The sequence below is a fragment of the Haloferax chudinovii genome (genome assembly GCF_042663345.1).
In the GTDB taxonomy this organism is placed as follows: domain Archaea; phylum Halobacteriota; class Halobacteria; order Halobacteriales; family Haloferacaceae; genus Haloferax; species Haloferax chudinovii.
Map to the genome: position 1 here is coordinate 285,592 of NZ_JBHTAB010000001.1, position 14,856 is coordinate 300,447.

19 protein-coding genes are annotated in these 14,856 nt (G+C 69.6%); 12 read left to right on the forward strand and 7 right to left on the reverse strand.

The features are described from left to right. The first annotated feature begins 33 nt into the window (after positions 1-33). Genes ACFQI8_RS01360 through ACFQI8_RS01370 form a run of 3 tightly spaced genes read left to right on the forward strand, consistent with a single transcriptional unit; the run spans position 34 to position 2,494 of the window. Entirely contained in the window at positions 34-1,047 is a 1,014-nt protein-coding gene (locus ACFQI8_RS01360) for a PstS family phosphate ABC transporter substrate-binding protein (RefSeq protein ID WP_390242346.1), read from the forward strand. A 44-nt stretch (positions 1,048-1,091) separates the two neighbouring features. Further along, on the forward strand, positions 1,092-1,679 hold the full coding sequence (locus tag ACFQI8_RS01365) for a hypothetical protein (protein WP_390242347.1): 588 nt from the start codon (positions 1,092-1,094) through the stop codon (positions 1,677-1,679). Further along, the gene (locus ACFQI8_RS01370) at positions 1,676-2,494 is read left to right on the forward strand and encodes an RNA methyltransferase (protein WP_390242349.1); all 819 of its coding nucleotides are present in this window, start codon (positions 1,676-1,678) and stop codon (positions 2,492-2,494) included. Before ACFQI8_RS01365 ends, ACFQI8_RS01370 begins: the two co-directional genes overlap by 4 nt. Positions 2,495-2,498: 4 nt before the next feature. On the opposite strand, the gene ACFQI8_RS01375 is transcribed toward ACFQI8_RS01370, so the two are convergent. Next, a complete protein-coding gene (locus ACFQI8_RS01375; RefSeq protein ID WP_390242351.1) occupies positions 2,499-2,966 on the reverse strand; it encodes a MaoC family dehydratase in 468 nt (155 codons plus the stop codon). Between the two features lie 174 nt (positions 2,967-3,140). On the opposite strand from ACFQI8_RS01375, the gene ACFQI8_RS01380 reads away from it, so the two are divergent. After that, positions 3,141-4,061, forward strand: a complete 921-nt coding sequence (locus tag ACFQI8_RS01380; RefSeq protein ID WP_390242961.1) for a M48 family metallopeptidase — start codon at positions 3,141-3,143, stop codon at positions 4,059-4,061. Between the two features lies 1 nt (position 4,062). Further along, positions 4,063-4,590 (forward strand): hypothetical protein, encoded by a 528-nt coding sequence (locus ACFQI8_RS01385; RefSeq protein WP_390242353.1) that lies wholly within the window; start codon positions 4,063-4,065, stop codon positions 4,588-4,590. Positions 4,591-4,629: 39 nt separating this feature from the next. Here ACFQI8_RS01385 and gatE read toward each other — a convergent pair whose 3' ends face one another. The 4 genes from gatE to ACFQI8_RS01405 all read right to left on the reverse strand — a co-directional run bounded on the left by gatE (position 4,630) and on the right by ACFQI8_RS01405 (position 8,747). Further along, positions 4,630-6,504 (reverse strand): Glu-tRNA(Gln) amidotransferase subunit GatE, encoded by a 1,875-nt coding sequence (gene gatE / locus ACFQI8_RS01390; protein WP_390242355.1) that lies wholly within the window; start codon positions 6,502-6,504, stop codon positions 4,630-4,632. Between the two features lie 47 nt (positions 6,505-6,551). After that, positions 6,552-6,716 (reverse strand): HVO_2901 family zinc finger protein, encoded by a 165-nt coding sequence (locus tag ACFQI8_RS01395; RefSeq protein WP_013035362.1) that lies wholly within the window; start codon positions 6,714-6,716, stop codon positions 6,552-6,554. A gap of 234 nt (positions 6,717-6,950) precedes the next feature. Then, a complete protein-coding gene (locus tag ACFQI8_RS01400; RefSeq protein WP_390242357.1) occupies positions 6,951-8,360 on the reverse strand; it encodes a class II fumarate hydratase in 1,410 nt (469 codons plus the stop codon). A gap of 123 nt (positions 8,361-8,483) precedes the next feature. Then, the gene (locus ACFQI8_RS01405) at positions 8,484-8,747 is read right to left on the reverse strand and encodes a BolA family protein (protein ID WP_004044717.1); all 264 of its coding nucleotides are present in this window, start codon (positions 8,745-8,747) and stop codon (positions 8,484-8,486) included. 93 nt (positions 8,748-8,840) lie between these two features. Here ACFQI8_RS01405 and ACFQI8_RS01410 point away from each other — a divergent pair, with 93 nt between their 5' ends. Further along, entirely contained in the window at positions 8,841-9,275 is a 435-nt protein-coding gene (locus tag ACFQI8_RS01410; RefSeq protein ID WP_390242359.1) for a DUF7988 family protein, read from the forward strand. Between the two features lie 20 nt (positions 9,276-9,295). On the opposite strand, the gene ACFQI8_RS01415 is transcribed toward ACFQI8_RS01410, so the two are convergent. Next, the gene (locus ACFQI8_RS01415) at positions 9,296-9,619 is read right to left on the reverse strand and encodes a hypothetical protein (RefSeq protein WP_390242360.1); all 324 of its coding nucleotides are present in this window, start codon (positions 9,617-9,619) and stop codon (positions 9,296-9,298) included. A 105-nt stretch (positions 9,620-9,724) separates the two neighbouring features. On the opposite strand from ACFQI8_RS01415, the gene ACFQI8_RS01420 reads away from it, so the two are divergent. The 3 genes from ACFQI8_RS01420 (at position 9,725) to ACFQI8_RS01430 (ending at position 12,431) form a co-directional block, all read left to right on the forward strand. After that, positions 9,725-10,642, forward strand: a complete 918-nt coding sequence (locus ACFQI8_RS01420) for an HhH-GPD family protein (RefSeq protein ID WP_390242362.1) — start codon at positions 9,725-9,727, stop codon at positions 10,640-10,642. A gap of 108 nt (positions 10,643-10,750) precedes the next feature. Further along, positions 10,751-11,752 (forward strand): alpha/beta fold hydrolase, encoded by a 1,002-nt coding sequence (locus ACFQI8_RS01425; RefSeq protein ID WP_390242363.1) that lies wholly within the window; start codon positions 10,751-10,753, stop codon positions 11,750-11,752. A gap of 34 nt (positions 11,753-11,786) precedes the next feature. Continuing rightward, on the forward strand, positions 11,787-12,431 hold the full coding sequence (locus ACFQI8_RS01430) for a helix-turn-helix domain-containing protein (RefSeq protein ID WP_390242365.1): 645 nt from the start codon (positions 11,787-11,789) through the stop codon (positions 12,429-12,431). Positions 12,432-12,444: 13 nt separating this feature from the next. On the opposite strand, the gene ACFQI8_RS01435 is transcribed toward ACFQI8_RS01430, so the two are convergent. Beyond that, on the reverse strand, positions 12,445-12,786 hold the full coding sequence (locus ACFQI8_RS01435) for a DsrE family protein (RefSeq protein WP_390242366.1): 342 nt from the start codon (positions 12,784-12,786) through the stop codon (positions 12,445-12,447). 97 nt (positions 12,787-12,883) lie between these two features. Here ACFQI8_RS01435 and ACFQI8_RS01440 point away from each other — a divergent pair, with 97 nt between their 5' ends. The 3 genes from ACFQI8_RS01440 (at position 12,884) to ACFQI8_RS01450 (ending at position 14,791) form a co-directional block, all read left to right on the forward strand. Then, positions 12,884-13,462 carry an NADPH-dependent FMN reductase gene (locus tag ACFQI8_RS01440; protein ID WP_390242368.1) on the forward strand — a complete coding sequence of 193 codons (579 nt, stop codon included), beginning with the start codon at positions 12,884-12,886 and terminating at the stop codon, positions 13,460-13,462. Positions 13,463-13,592: 130 nt separating this feature from the next. After that, on the forward strand, positions 13,593-14,180 hold the full coding sequence (locus tag ACFQI8_RS01445; protein WP_390242370.1) for a thymidine kinase: 588 nt from the start codon (positions 13,593-13,595) through the stop codon (positions 14,178-14,180). An 83-nt stretch (positions 14,181-14,263) separates the two neighbouring features. Next, positions 14,264-14,791: a YIP1 family protein gene (locus tag ACFQI8_RS01450; protein ID WP_390242962.1), complete on the forward strand. Its 528-nt coding sequence runs from the start codon at positions 14,264-14,266 to the stop codon at positions 14,789-14,791. Positions 14,792-14,856: the final 65 nt, after the last annotated feature.

Genomic DNA, 14,856 nt, shown 5'->3' on the forward strand with positions numbered 1-14,856 from the left:
ACCACCATGACCGGACGCGAGAAACGACCGACCGTGAAGCCACCTTGTCGGGGCGGAGACGGACCGAGTCGGCGCGGGTTCCTCGGCGCGCTCGGGGCGGCGGGGGCGGTCGGACTCGCGGGCTGTCTCGGAAGCATCGAGTCGGTTCCGGGGTCGACCACGAACCGGACCGCGACCGCGACCGCGACGACCGACGACGCGCTCTCGGGGCGTATCGCCATCGCCGGGAGTAGTACGGTCTACCCGCTGACGCTCTCGCTCGGCAAGTCGTTCTCGGAGGCGCACCCGGACGTGACGGTGTCCGTCGCCTCGACCGGGACCGGCGGGGGGTTCGCCGACTTCTTCTGTGCGGGCCGAACCGTCGTGAACGACGCGAGCAGGGCCATCGAGGCGGACGAGCGCGACGCCTGTGCGGCCGCCGACATCGACCCCGTGCAGTTTCGCATCGCCACCGACGCCGTCTCGGTCGTCGTCAACCCCGACGCCGACTGGGTCGATTGCCTCACGCTCTCCGAACTCGCCGCGATATGGCGCGTGGGCGGGGCCTCGTCGTGGAGCGACGTGCGCCCCGAGTGGCCCGACGAGCCGATTCGCCTCGCCGGGCCGACGACCGCCTCGGGCACGTTCGACTACTTTTCGGACGCCGTCCTCCCGAGCGCGGTCCAGCGGACGGACCACCTCACGACCGAACAGGACACGGTCATCGCCAAGACCGTCGGCGACTCGATGCACGCGATGGGCTACTTCAGCCTCGCGTACTACCTCCAGAACCGCGATACCGTCCGCGCAGTCCCGATTTCCGAGCCCGACGGATGCGTTCTCCCGTCGCCCGCGAACGCGAAGAACGGGCGCTACGACACCCTCTCGCGGCCCCTGTACGTCTACGTCGCCCGCGAGGCGCTGTCGCGCCCGGAAGTCGCCGCGTTCGTCCGCTACTACCTCGAACGGTCCACGTCGGAGCCGGCGGTCGTCGGCTACGTGCCCGTCACGGAGGAGACGGCCGCCGACAACCTCGACCGACTGGACGCGCTCCTCGCGGACGGCTGACCGGCATCACGCCATTTTTATCCGCCGCTCGGCTACCTCGAACCATGGCGAAGGTCAGCGTCGGACTCCGCGGATGGCGGTTCGAGGAGGCCGAGATATTCACCGACGAGGGCGAGTTCAAACCGCTCGACGAGATTCCTGAGGACCCGCGGGAGCGACTCGTGCGCCTCGTCTCGCTCGTCGAGGAGCCGTGCGACGCCTGCTATCTCGTCCACGGCGACGAGGAGATACAGCAGTGCCGACAGGCGTCCATCGTCTACGGCGAGCCCCGCGAGGAGGTGCTCCTCTGCGAACACCACGAGCCGGACTTCCTCTACTGGTTCCGCGAGGAGGACGGCCGCGAGCTCGTCGGCGACGCGGTGTTCGCCGACGCCTTCCACGAGTGGTTCGCGGACGGCGGCCGCGCGCCCGACGGCTACGGCGGACTGGAGTACGTCGACACCGAACCCGACGAACTGCCGTCGCCCCCGGACGCCAACGAGATACAGCGCCGGCTGGAGGAGAACTTCGTCGAGGGCGAGCGCATCGACCTCCGCGACTACGGCCCCGACGCGGACGACGAGGACGCGACGCCCCTGACCGAAGCCGACCTCGACGGCGTCGACCTCGACACGGACTACCCGACGAAATGAGCGGCGACCGAGACGCCGACGCCGACGGGGGCCGCGAGTTCGCCGTCGTCGTCGTCGAACCCGAGACGCCCGGGAACGTCGGGACCATCGCGCGGGCGATGAAGAATTTCGGCATCTACGACCTTCGCCTCGTCAACCCGCCGCCGCTCGACCCCGACGGCGAGGCGTACGGCTTCGCCGGCCACGCCCGCGAGGACGTGCTCCCGAACGCCACCGAGACGACCTTAGAGGAGGTCGTCGAGGAGTTCCACACCGTCGGGACGACCGCGGTCTCCCACGAGGACTCAACCCGGCATATCCGCTACCCGTTCAAGACGCCGGTCGAAGTCGCCGACTCGCTTGCGTCGGTGGAGACGAAGACCGCGCTCGTCTTCGGCCGCGAGGGCACCGGCCTCGACAACGAGGAGTTGGCGATGCTCGACGAGGTCTGTTGTATCCCCGCCGACGACCGCTACCCCGTGCTCAACCTCGGGCAGGCGGCGACGATTCTCATGTACGAGCTTCGCCGCTTCACCGTCGAGGAGACACAGCTCCCCGACGTGGAGCGCGAGCGCGCCTCCGAGGCCGAAATCGAGGTCGTCTACCGCTTTTTCGACGAACTGCTCGACGCCGTGGACTACCGCGAGCACAAGCGGACCAAGACCTCGCGGATGATGCGCCGACTGCTCGGCCGCGCCCACCCGACCGAGCGCGAGGCCGCGACGCTGACGGGCGTGTTTCGCCGGGCCGCCGAGGCCGTTCGCGACCCCGACCGCTTCCGCGACGACGATGGCGACCGCGGCGACCGCGACGCGGACCGCGACGCCGAACCCTGACGCCCTACGGGCTTCCCCACGTCCCGTTCCGCCGGGCGAACATCACGTCGCTCACGAACGAACAGACCAGTTCGACCTCGCCCGACTCGCGCTCCGCGAAGGTCCGCGTCCGAATCTCGACGAGCCCGCGGTCGTCGGTCTCGACGGTCGTCTCCAGCACCTCGCTTTCGCCGACGAGCGTGTCGCCCGGATACACCGGCTTCCACCACCGAAGCTCCTCGACGCCCTTCGCGCCGAGCGAGGCGGCGTCGCTGAGGACGCCGTCGACGAACAGGCGCATCGTCATCGCCGCGGTGTGCCAGCCGCTGGCGATGACGCCGCCGTACATGGACTCGGCTTCCGCCCGCTCCGGGTCGGTGTGGAACCACTGGGGGTCGTACCGCTCGGCGAATTCGAGAACCTCCGACAGCGTCACGTCGTACTCGCCGAACTCGTCGGTGTCGCCGACCGCGAAATCCTCGAAAAACTGCATGTACCCCCTTTGCCCAGCCCCGTTGAGAATGTAGCGATGCCGGCGGCCCGGGCGACGCGCTCGCCCGGTCGCGTTCGCCCGTGTTCGTTCCCCCGACGCGCCAGACAGCTTTTGCGACCTGACGCCCTATCGTCACGCGAGATGGCAACGTCCCCGCGCCGCTCTCGCCTCCCGATGGTCGCCGTCGGCGTCGTCGTCCTCGCGTTCTACCTCTCGCTCAGCGCGCTCAGCGCGTTCGCGGTGGTGACGCTCTGGCGACTTCGCCCAGACCCCCTAACCGCCGCCGTCGGCGGCGTCGCTGTCGCCGTCGTCCTCGGCTATCTGAGCTTCCGCTTCGGCACGGTGCGCCTGCTCAGCCAACTCGACGCGCGGGACATGTCGCCCGCGGAGTCGCCGTCGGTCCACCGCCTGCGGGACCGCCTCGCCGAGCGGATGGAGCTCGACCCGCCCACGTTGAAACTCGCGCGTTTCGCCGCGCCGAACGCGATGGCGCTCGACCCGATGGGCCGCGACGTGGTCGTCCTCGACGCCGCGCTGTTCCGCCTCCTCGACGCCGACGAGTTCGAGGCGCTGTTGGCGCACGAACTCGCGCACCTCGAACGGAAAGACGGGCTGGTCCAGTCGCTCGTGGCGAGCGTCCTCCAGACGGTCGTCGGCGTCGGCTACCTGTTCGTCTCGCCGGTGACGTTCCTGACGACGGGGCTCGCCCTCGGCTCGGCGTGGATGCGCGGCCGGCCGGGATCGTGGCCCGAGACGCTCGCCGGACGGATTCGCCTTCGACTGGACGAGTTCGTCGGCCTGTTCGGCTTCGGGCTCACCGTGTTCGTCCGGTCGCAGTCGCGAAAGCGGGAGTTCGCGGCCGACGCGCGGGCCGCCGAGGTGACGGGTAAGCCGATTGCGCTCGGGTCGGCCCTGCGGAAGTTAGAGCGCGCCGCCCGGCCGCAACTCGGGCTGTCGCCGCTGTGGGTGTACGGCGAGGTCGAGGTCGAAGACTCGGTGTCGGACCTGCTTTCGACCCACCCCTCGACCGACGAGCGCGTCGAGCGGCTGGCCGCGATGGCCGACGACTCGATGACGCGAATCGAGGTGCGGTGAGATGCCCGGCTCGCCCGACCCGGTGCTCGGCGACTGGCTTCTCACCCACGCCGTCGCCGTCGCCGCCGCGGTTGCCACCGTCGGCGTCGTCTACGCGACCCGCGCTCGGAGCGCCCGCGGCTCTCTGACGCCCGCGCTCCTCGGCGGCGGCTACGCCCTCGCCACGCTCGCCGTCTGGACCGTCGCGCGACTCGTCACCGACGCGTTCCCCTCGGAATTGGTCGCGGACCCGCTGACCGCGGCGGGCCTCCTCGGGTTCTCGTTCCTCCTGCTCGCCGGGTTCGTCGTCGTCGCGGCCCTGCTGTTCGCTCGTCGCGGGCTGGTCGCGCCGCTCGTCGGCCTGTTCGGCGTCACCGAACTCGTCTGGTGGGCGTTCCTCCACGTTCGCGGGGAGACGGACCCGCTCGGGATGTTCCTCCTCGTCGGGCCGGCGCTGTTGGTGCTCCTCCTCGTCGCGGCCGGCGTCGAGTACGCGGGTCGGTGGGTCCGACGGCGGTTCGTCCGCGACGGCGGGCGCTCGGCGTCGTGAGAAGGAGAGAAACCCGGGTTCGGTTCGAACGCTCGGGTTTCAGGCGCGCTTTTGAATCTCCTCGCGGAGCACGTCGCTGACGACGCCGCCGTCGGCCTTGCCGCGGAGCGCGCCCATCGCCTCGCCCATGAGCGCCGAGAACGCGCCCATGCCCTGCTGTTCGACCTGGTCGACGTTGCGCTCGACGACCTCGGCGATGGCCTCGCGGACCTCGTCCTCGGAGACGCCGGAGAGGCCGGCCTCCTCGACGGCCGCCTCGGCCGTGAGGCTCGGGTCCTCGGCGATGGTGGCGAGCACGTCGTTGACGCCCTCCTTGGCGAGGTCGCCGTCCTCGACGAGGTGCATGACCGCGAGCAGGTGGTCGTCGGTGAGTTCCGAGACGGCCACGTCGTCGCGGCGGAGTTCGGTCAGCGTCGATTCCAGCAGGCCCGCCGCGAAGGTGGCGTCGATGCCCGCGTCCACGGCCTCCTCGAACAGCGGCATCGTCCGGCCGTAGGCGACCTGTTCTGCGAGGCCGGCGTCGAGGCCGAACTCGGCCTGATAGCGGTCGACCTTCTCGGTCAGGAGTTCGGGCGTCTCCACGTCGCTCGGGTCGAGGTCGACCGGGAGCACGTCCGTCTCGGGGTACATCCGTGCCGCGCCGGGGAGCGGGCGGAGGTAGCGCGTCGTGCCGTCGTCGTTGGCACCGCGGGTCTCCTCGGGGACCTCCTCGATGGCGACTGCGGCGCGCTCTGCGACCGCGTCGATGGCGAGGTCGGCGGTCTCGGGGTCGTCGGCGACGATAGCGACCGCGTCCTCGGGGCCGGCGTCGACGGCGGCGCGGAGCGCCTCCACCTCGGCCTCGGTGACGCCGTAGGCCGGCAGTTCGTCGGTGTGGAAGATGCCGCCCGCGCCGTGGCGCTTGGCGTGGTCGGACAGCTCCGTGCCGAGGCGGCGGTCGGGCTGGAGTTCGCGGCCGACGAGGCCGTCGAACCCGTACAGCGGGACGGCCGTGACCTTCCCGCCGGCGTCCAGCGCGCCCCGGATGACGCCGGAGTCAGAGTCCTCGAACACGCCGGTCACGTCGGCCACGTCGCCGACCGAAGCGTCGCGCGCCCGGAGTTCGTCGCGAATCTCGACCAGTTCGGCCTGCCGACCGACCTCGAAGCGGACGATTTCGTCGATCTGGTCGAGCGCCTGCACGCCCTTGATTTCGACGCGCGCGCCGTCGGCGATGGAGACGTTCACGTCCTGCCGGATGGTGCCGAGGCCGCGTTTGACCTTCCCGGTCGAGCGCAGGAGCATACCGATGGTCTGGGCCGCCTCGCGCGCCTGCTCGGGCGAGGAGATGTCCGGGCCGGTGCCGATTTCGACGAGCGGGATGCCGAGGCGGTCGAGGCTGTAGAGGACGCCGTCGTCGCGCTCTTCGACCCGCTGGGCGGACTCCTCTTCGAGCATGAGGTCGACGACGGAGACCGGGCCGTTTTCGGTCTGTATCTCGCCTTCCTGCGCGATGAGCGACGAGCGCTGGAAGCCCGAGGTGTTCGAGCCGTCGATGACGAGTTTGCGCATGACGTGCGCCTCGTCGACGACGTTCATGTCGAGCAGTTCGGCGATCTGCATGGCGACCGTGCGCGCCTCGTGGTCGAGTTCGTGCGGCGGCTCGTCGTCCTCTTCGACCAGGCAGGTCGAGTCGTAGGCGAGGTACTCGAACTCGCGTTCGACGCGGCTCTCTTCGAGCGCGGCGTCGTCGAGTTCGCCCAGTTCGCTCTTGGTCGGATGGAGGAACCGCGAGAACGTGCGCGCGGCCTCGTCTGGCTCGCGGAGGTCGGTCGGACACCCGCAGAACAGCTTCGTCTCGGTGTCGAGTTGCTGGTGAATCTCCAGCCCCGCCACGAGGCCGAGGTCCTCGTAGTCGTAGTCGTAGTCGGTCATTGCTACTCCCTGCGTTCGGGGGGAGTAAAAAAGGATTCAGTCTGCCGTCAGAGACGGCGCAGACCCTCGCCGATACCTTCGACCTGTTCACACTCGGGACAGACGTACGTCCACCCGTCGTTCGTCGCTCGTCCCTCCGGGAATACGGCCCCACAACCTCGACACTCCAACATGTCTCGCCCGCGGGCCCGCTGCTGTTGCAGTCCGGCCATACTGGTATAATCGTCAAAATCAGGCTTCAAAATACCGATTTTCGAGATTTCGTGACAGTTCTTCACTCGAGAGTGACTATCACGGCGACGCGGGAATGCGATTGCTATCGCGAGCCGAGTAAATATAACCGTCTCCGCGGCTGAACTGACCGAAATCGACGCGAACGCGACCCGAACCGAGCGGTTCGCCCGCTCGACCCGACGTATCAAAAACTGGACCGTTATTCGGCCTGCTCAGTCGTCGCCGAGGATGCCGCGATGCGTCATCTTCTCGGGGTCGAGCACCTCGTCGGCTTCCGCCTCGGTGAGGTAGCCTTCGTCGACGGCGACCTGCCGGACGCTCTTGTCCTCTGCGAGCGCCTTCTTAGCGACCTTCGAGGCCTTGTCGTAGCCGATTGCGGGATTGAGCGCCGTCGCCAGCGCCATCGACTGCTCGACACGCGTCTCGCAGTGGTCCTCGTTGGCTTCGAGCTTGGCGACGAACCGCTCGGCGAACACCTCGGAGGAGTTCGCCAGCAGTTTCGCCGATTCGAGGACGTTGTGGGCGAGCACGGGCTTGTAGAGGTTGAGGTCGATTTGGCCCTCGGCCGCGCCGGCGGAGACGGCGGCGTCGTTGCCGACGACCTGCTTGTGGACCTGATTGACCGCCTCGGCGACGACCGGGTTGATTTTCCCGGGCATGATGGAGGAGCCGGGCTGGTTCTCGGGCTGTTCGAGCTCGCCGAGGCCGTTGCGCGGGCCGGACGCCAAGAGGCGGAGGTCGTTGGCGATTTTGTTGAGGGAGCCGGCGACCGTGCGGAGCGCGCCGTGGGCCTCGTTCATCGCGTCGTGGGCCGCCTGCGCCTCGAAGTGGTTGTCGGCCTCGCGGAACTCGACGCCGGTCTCCTCGGTCATATACTCGGCGGCCTTCGCCGGGAACTCGGGATGTGTGTTGAGCCCCGTGCCGACCGCGGTGCCGCCGAGCGCGAGTTCGCCGAGGTGCTCGCGGACGTTCTCGACGCGGCGGATGCCCTTTTCGACCTGCGTGCGGTAGCCGCCGAACTCCTGTCCGAGGCGGACGGGCGTGGCGTCCTGCAGGTGGGTGCGGCCGGTCTTGACGACGCCGTCGAACTCGGCTTCCTTGTCGCCGAGCGCCTCGGCGAGCGTCTCCAGCGCGGGAAGCAGGTCCTTCTCGACGGCTTCGAGGGAGGCGACGTGCATGGCCGTCGGAATCACGTCGTTCGAGGACTGGCCGAAGTTGACGTGGTCGTTCGGGTGGACGACGCGGTCGCCGATACCCTCGCCCATAATCTCTGCGGCGCGGTTGGCGATGACCTCGTTGGCGTTCATGTTCGAGGACGTGCCCGAGCCGGTCTGGAACACGTCGACGGGGAACTGCTCGTCGAGGTCGCCGGCGATGACCTCGTCGGCGGCCTCGACGATGGCGGCCGCGACGTCCGCGTCTATCATGCCGAGGTCGCGGTTGGCCTGCGCGGCGGCCTTCTTCACCACGCCGAGCGCGCGGACGAACCGCCGCCCGAAGGTGATACCGGAGATGGGGAAGTTCTCGACCGCCCGCTGGGTCTGTGCGCCCCAGTAGGCGTCGACAGGCACTTCCATCTCGCCGAGGCTGTCCCGCTCGATTCGATAATCATCGTCGCCCATGATTCGGGGGTCGTTTTGGCAGGCGGTAAAATCCATTGGTCCGTGCGCCTCACTGACAGCCGCGACCGCCGGCGCTCGTCGGCATCTGTCGGCGTCCGTCAATGCGTCGCCGCGACGGCGCAGTTACTCCTCTCGCGCCGCGTACTCCTCGGGCGTGTACGTCTTCAGCTCCATCGCGTGGATGTCGGTCGTCATGTGGTCGCCGAGGGCGTCGTAGACGAGTTGGTGCTGTTGGACGAGCGACTTCCCCTCGAAGGCGGGCGAGACGACGACGGCGGCGTAGTGGTCGTCCTCGTGGTCTTGGTCGACCGTCCGCGGCCGCGAGACCGTCGCGTCGGCGTCCTCGATGTGCGATTCGATGAGGTCCTCGATTGCGGCGAGTTCCATGTCCCAACTGGCGGCCCGCGCCGGGAAAAAGCGTCCGGGAAGTGGCGAACGCGCTCGCGGAGGTTTTTATCGGGGGACGACCCACCTCGTGTCGTGACTGACGCGACACCCACCACCGGGACGGCCGAGGAGGCCGTCCGTGTGCTCCGCGACGACCACGAGCGACTGCTGACCGTCGTCGGCCAGTGCGCCACTGCCGTCGCCGCGAAGTGGGACGGCGACTCGGTGACCGACCGCGAGCGCGTCGTGCTCCCGCTCAGGCGCGCGCTCGACGGCTCCGGCGCGCTGTCTCGCCTGCCGCGGGCGCTCGCCGACGCGGTGACGGCCACCGGCCGGCCGATGGCCGCGCCGCCGGTCGCCGCACCGCCCTACGTGGTCGTCACCGGCGAGGGCGTCGTCCTCCGCGCCAACCTCGGCGACGGCCGACTGGTGGTGCTCCTCCGGACGTTCGAGGTCGACCGCGACGGCGACGGGGACCACCGCTACCGCCGCATCGACGGCGTCGAAATCGAAGCCGAAATCGTCTGAATACCCCGTCTCGACCGCGGTTACATCTGATAGCGGCGCACATCGTCCCGCGGCGGGGCCTGCGACTGCCCGGTCATCTCCTCGTAGGTCATCCCCGCGAGGTACTCGTCGTAGGTCACGTCGTAGCCCTGCCGGAGGTGGAAGTCGAGCTGGCCGCGGTCGAGTTCCGACTGGAACAGCGCGTGGACCGCTCGGCGGACGAGTTCGTCCGCGTCGTCGGGGTCGAACAGGGCGACGAGCATGGCGAGTTCGTGCCGCGTCTCGCGGTCGAGCGACACGTCGAGGCCGTCGCCGAGGTCTCCGTAGGCCGCGTCAACGTCGTCTGTGAGTTCGTCGAGCGTCATCGCCCGGCGATGGGGCCGTCACGGGGATACGCGTTTCGACCGCGAGGGAGAGACCGCGCGTCGCTCATCGCCACGGCTAAACGCGGGCCGTCCCAAGCCGGGGCGATGAGCGACGCGTCGTCCGACCTTCCCGCCGACCTCGACCGCGAAGCAGTCCAGTCCGCGCTCACCGAGTGGTACGAGGCCGACCACCGGGAGTTCCCGTGGCGGCGCACCGACGACCCCTACGAGATTCTCGTCTCCGAGGTGATGAGCCAGCAGACCCAACTCGGCCGCGTGGTCGAGGCGTGGGAGGCGTTCCTCGACGAGTGGCCGACGACGGCCGACCTCGCGGCGGCCGACCGCGCCGACGTGGTCGGCTTCTGGACGGACCACCGACTGGGGTACAACAACCGCGCGAAGTACCTCCACGAGGCCGCCCGGCAGGTCGAAGAAGACCACGCCGGCGAGTTCCCCCGGACGCCCGACGGCCTCTCGGAACTGATGGGCGTCGGTCCCTACACCGCTAACGCGGTCGCCTCCTTCGCGTTCAACAACGGCGACGCGGTGGTCGACACCAACGTCAAGCGGGTGCTCCACCGCGCCTTCGCCGTCCCCGACGACGACGCGGCGTTCGAGGCCGCCGCCTCGGAACTCATGCCCGACGGCGAGTCCCGCGTCTGGAACAACGCCATCATGGAACTGGGGGGCGTGGCCTGCGGGAAGACGCCCACCTGCGACGACTCCGGCTGTCCGTGGCGGCGGTTCTGTCACGCCTACGAGACTGGCGACTTCACCGCGCCCGACGTGCCGACCCAGCCGAGTTTCGAGGGGAGCAGGCGGCAGTTCCGCGGCCGTGTCGTCCGGGTTCTCGGCGAGTACGACGAACTCGGCCTCTCGGAGTTGGGACCGCGAGTCCGCGTCGATTACGGCGGCGACACGGGGACGGAGTGGCTCCGCGGCCTCGTGGACGACCTCGAATCAGACGGCCTCGTCGACGTCGCGGAGGGCGACGACGGCGTCCGCGTCTCGCTGGCGAAGTAGTCCGCGCTCCACCGGTGGTTCTCGCCGCGGTTGTCTCGCCGCCCGTATTTATCCCACCGCACTAGTCCGGCACCAGTCGCACCCTTCGGTTCCGACTACGTACACTCGATGGCAACACGCGACGCGTCGCCGTCCGACCCTCGCGAAGCCGCCGAGTCCGCCGAAGTGAAGACCCTCGCGCTGGACGGTGGGAGGCGACTCGCATACGCCGAGTACGGCGATTCCGACGGCATCCCGGTCGTGTTTCTCCACGGTGCGCCGGGGTCGCGTCTGATCGGGTCGCTGTTCGACGCGCCGGCCGAGAAGCGCGGAATCAGAGTGCTCGCCCCCGACAGACCCGGATACGGCCGCTCGTCACCGCGCCCGATACCGGCGGAATCGAGCGAGCCGAGCCAGCGACCCGCGGCACCTGCACCCGCGGACTTCTTCGACGCGCTTCTGGACGACATCGGCGCGCGGTCGGCGGGGCTGGTCGCGTTCTCCGGCGGGAGTCACGACGCGCTGGTTGCCGCGGCGACGCGGCCGGACAGGGTTCGGCACGTGAGCGTCATCGCGGGGGCGGTCCCGCCGGGTGCGCGCGAGGAGACGCCCCAAACGCAACGGCTCCTGTCGTGGCTGGCGACGAACGCGCCGGCGCTCCTCGGCGGTTTCCTCCGCGCGCAGGCGTTGCTCGCCGGGAAGCTCGACCCCTCGCTCGTCGTCGCGCAGTACACGGCCGACGACGCGACCGGAGCGGTTCCGGACGGGGTCGCCGCGGTGGTTCGAGACGACTTCGTGGCGGCGGTCGGTCGCTCGCGGCGGGGCGCTGTCCACGACTTCCGAACCGCGGCCGCACCGTGGAGAGTCTCCTTCGACGACATCGAGACCGGCGTGTCCCTGTGGCACGGCGACGCCGACACGAACGTTCCGATAGCCGGTGCGAGACGCCTCGAATCGAACATCCCCGCCGCGCGGCTTCGAGCGGTGCGCGGCGCAGACCACCTCCGGACGCTCCTCCGGAGCGCCCCCGACGCGCTGGACGAACAGCGCCGGGCCGCACGGTCGCTCGCACCGGACGTTTCGGACGGCTCATCGGAATCGGCCGCCGCCGAATCGCACCACTGCGTTTGATATATCGGACGGAAAAACGGTCGACCGAAACGGAATGAAACACGCTCAGTTCTCGGTCGACTACCCGGACCGACTGGTCCACCCGCTCCAGCGCGGGATGATGCGCGACTCGCCGGTCGACCGGGCGGAGCTGTTGATGTGGAGTCCGACGGCCGACGCGACGACGCTGTTTTGGTTCGACGGCGACCGAGACGCGGCCGACGCACTCGTTTCGGGCGTCGGTTCGCTCGTTCGGGCGCACTTCGTCGAGGGCGCGGCGGGGACCTACGGCTTCCTCCACCAGCGCGACTACGAGTTCGCGGACCCGCTTCTCGAGGTCATCGCCGACTCCCGAGTGATATTCCTCCCGCCGGTGGTGTTCCACGCCACCGGCTCCGTCCGGTTCGAGGCTGTCGGCGAGGTGTCGGCGCTCAGCGCGTTTTACGACGATATCGCGGCGCTCGGCGACCTCACGGTCGAGCGCGTGCGGCCCTTCGACCGGCGGCGGTCCTCCTCGCAACTCACCGACCGACAGCGGGCCGCGCTGGAGACCGCGGTGGCGACCGGCTACTACGAAATCCCCCGCGAAGGGTCGGTCGCGGACGTGGCTGACGCGCTCGACTGCTCGACGAGTACGGCCGGCGAGCTACTCCGAAAATCCGAGGCGACGGTGCTCCGGGAGTTCGTCGATTCGGGGTGACGCGCGCCGACGCCTACGGCACCTTCAGATAGGCGTCGCCCGCCGCCTGTCGCGTCACGAGTTCGCCGACGCCCGAGGGGACGACCTCGACGCCGTCGGCCAGTCGGTCGGCATCGACGCCGCGGCCGTCGAGCGAGTTCCGGCAGGCGCAACACCGGACGCCGGCCTCGAAAAGCGGGTCGAGACGGTCGCGGACGGGCGAGTCGGCGAGGAACAGGAGCGCCGCGTCGCCGTTGGCGAGCAGGGTGACCTCACCCGTCTCGACCGTCTCGTCGCCGAGCAGGTTTCGGACGTTGCGGATGGCGTGTCGCCAGTCGCCGAGGTCGGCGCTGGAGACGTGGAAGACGACGTTCACGGTCGGTGTTCGCGGCCCGGCGTGGTGTGTGTTGTGCCCAGCCGGTGCACCCGACTGCGGCCGACGGGGTTTTCAGGGTGTCGCGGAGATACTGGATATGACACAGCCCCACGTGGTCGCCGTCTGCGGCAGTCTCCGCGACCACAGCTACACCCGATTGGCGCTCGAACACGCCCTCACAGGCGCGTCGGCCGCCGGCGGCACGACGGAGCTCGTGGACCTCCGCGAGTACGACCTCCCGCCGCTCGACGCCGATTACGACGAGCAGGGTGACTCGGCCGAACTCGTCCGCGTCGTCGACGGCGCGGACGCGGTCATCCTCGGCACGCCGGTCTACCACGGCTCGTACTCCGGCGTCCTCAAAAACGCACTCGACTACTGTGGCTTCGACGAGTTCGGCGAGAAGACCGTCGGCCTGCTCGCCGTCGCCGGCGGCTCGTTCCCCGTGACCGCTCTGGAACACCTGCGCACCATCTGCCGGTCGCTGAACTCGTGGGTGCTCCCCCATCAGGTCGCCATGCCTCGCGTCTCCTCGTCGTTCGACGGCGACGACATCGCGAGCGATGACCTGCGCGAGCGGGTCGAACGACTCGGCCGCGACGCGGTCGTCTACGCCAACATCGAGCCGGAACCGCCGACGTTCGAAAGCGTCGAAAACGTCGGCGCAGACGACTGAATCGCCGCGACGGGTCGCCCATTCACCCCGACCCGCCCGCGGCGTCGGCCCGCGGGGGCGACCGGTCGCGACTCCGACGGTCGCGGCAGATGAACAACCGTTTTGACCCTCCTCGTCCCCCAGTCAGGATATGCACGCCATCACGCAGAGCGGGTGGATCGAGGTCATCTCCGGGTCGATGTTCTCGGGGAAGACCGAGGAACTCCTCCGACGACTCCGCCGGGCCGAAATCGCCGGCCAAGATATTTCGGTGTTCAAGCCCCAGCTCGACGACCGCTACGGCGAGACGACCGTCGGCTCGCACGCGGGGCGCTCGTGGGAGGCGAGCGTCGTCCCCTCCGAGGGCGAGGGAATCTGGCAGATCGCCGAGGAACTCAACGGCGAGGACGTGGTCGCCATCGACGAGGCGAACTTCTTTTCGGCCGAGCTGGTCGACGTGTGCGAGGCGCTGGCCGCCGACGGCAAGCGCGTCGTCGTCTCCGGGACCGACCAGACGTTCCGCGCCGAGCCGTTCGACCCGCTCCCCCAGCTGATGGCGCTCGCCGAGTACGTCGACAAGCTACAGGCCATCTGCACCGTCTGCGGCGAGCCGGCGACCCGGAACCAGCGGCTCATCGACGGCGAGCCCGCGCACGTCGACGACCCCACCATCCTCGTCGGCGCGGAGGAGTCCTACGAGGCACGGTGCCGGAACTGTCATACCCTCCGGCGGGACTAGAGGCTAGCGTGACTACTTGGGTCGAAACCCGACGAGAGGGCCGCGACCGCGGGCTGACCGGCCTCCTCCGCGCGTGGGTCGCCGTGGTCGTTCGCCCCCGCCAGTTCTTCCGTGACGGTGTCGCCCCCGGCGACCAAGCCCCCGGGCTCGTGTTCGCCATCGCGGTCGCGCTCGTCTATCAGGGCCTCGGGTTCGCCCTCGCGCCGGCGACGATTCCGGCCATCGAGGGCGGCCCGCTCGTGTCGGCGCTCGTCGCCCTGCTCGTCGTCGCGCTGTTCGTCGCCCCGGCGTTGCTCCACCTGACGGCGGCCATCCAGACGGCGCTTCTCATCCCGCTTCTGTCCCGCCGCGCGGGGGTGAGCGAGACCGTGCAGGTCATCGCCTACGCCGCCGCCCCGTGCGCCTTCGCCAGCCTCCCGATTCCCGGCGTCCGCGCGCTGTGTGCGGGCTACGGGGCGGTGCTCCTCGTCGTCGGTATCAGCGAGGTCCACCAGACGACGGTGCCGAAGGCCGCGGTCGCGGCGGCCGTCCCCGCCGGCGTGGTCTTCGGCTACGCCTTCGGCGGCTTCCGCGCCGTCTCGGAACTCGCCGCCGCGCTCGCGCTCGTCTGAGGCGAACGCGTTCCGAATTTCCGCCGTTTCGACCGACTGAGCCCCGATTTCTCGCCCGGGAGCCC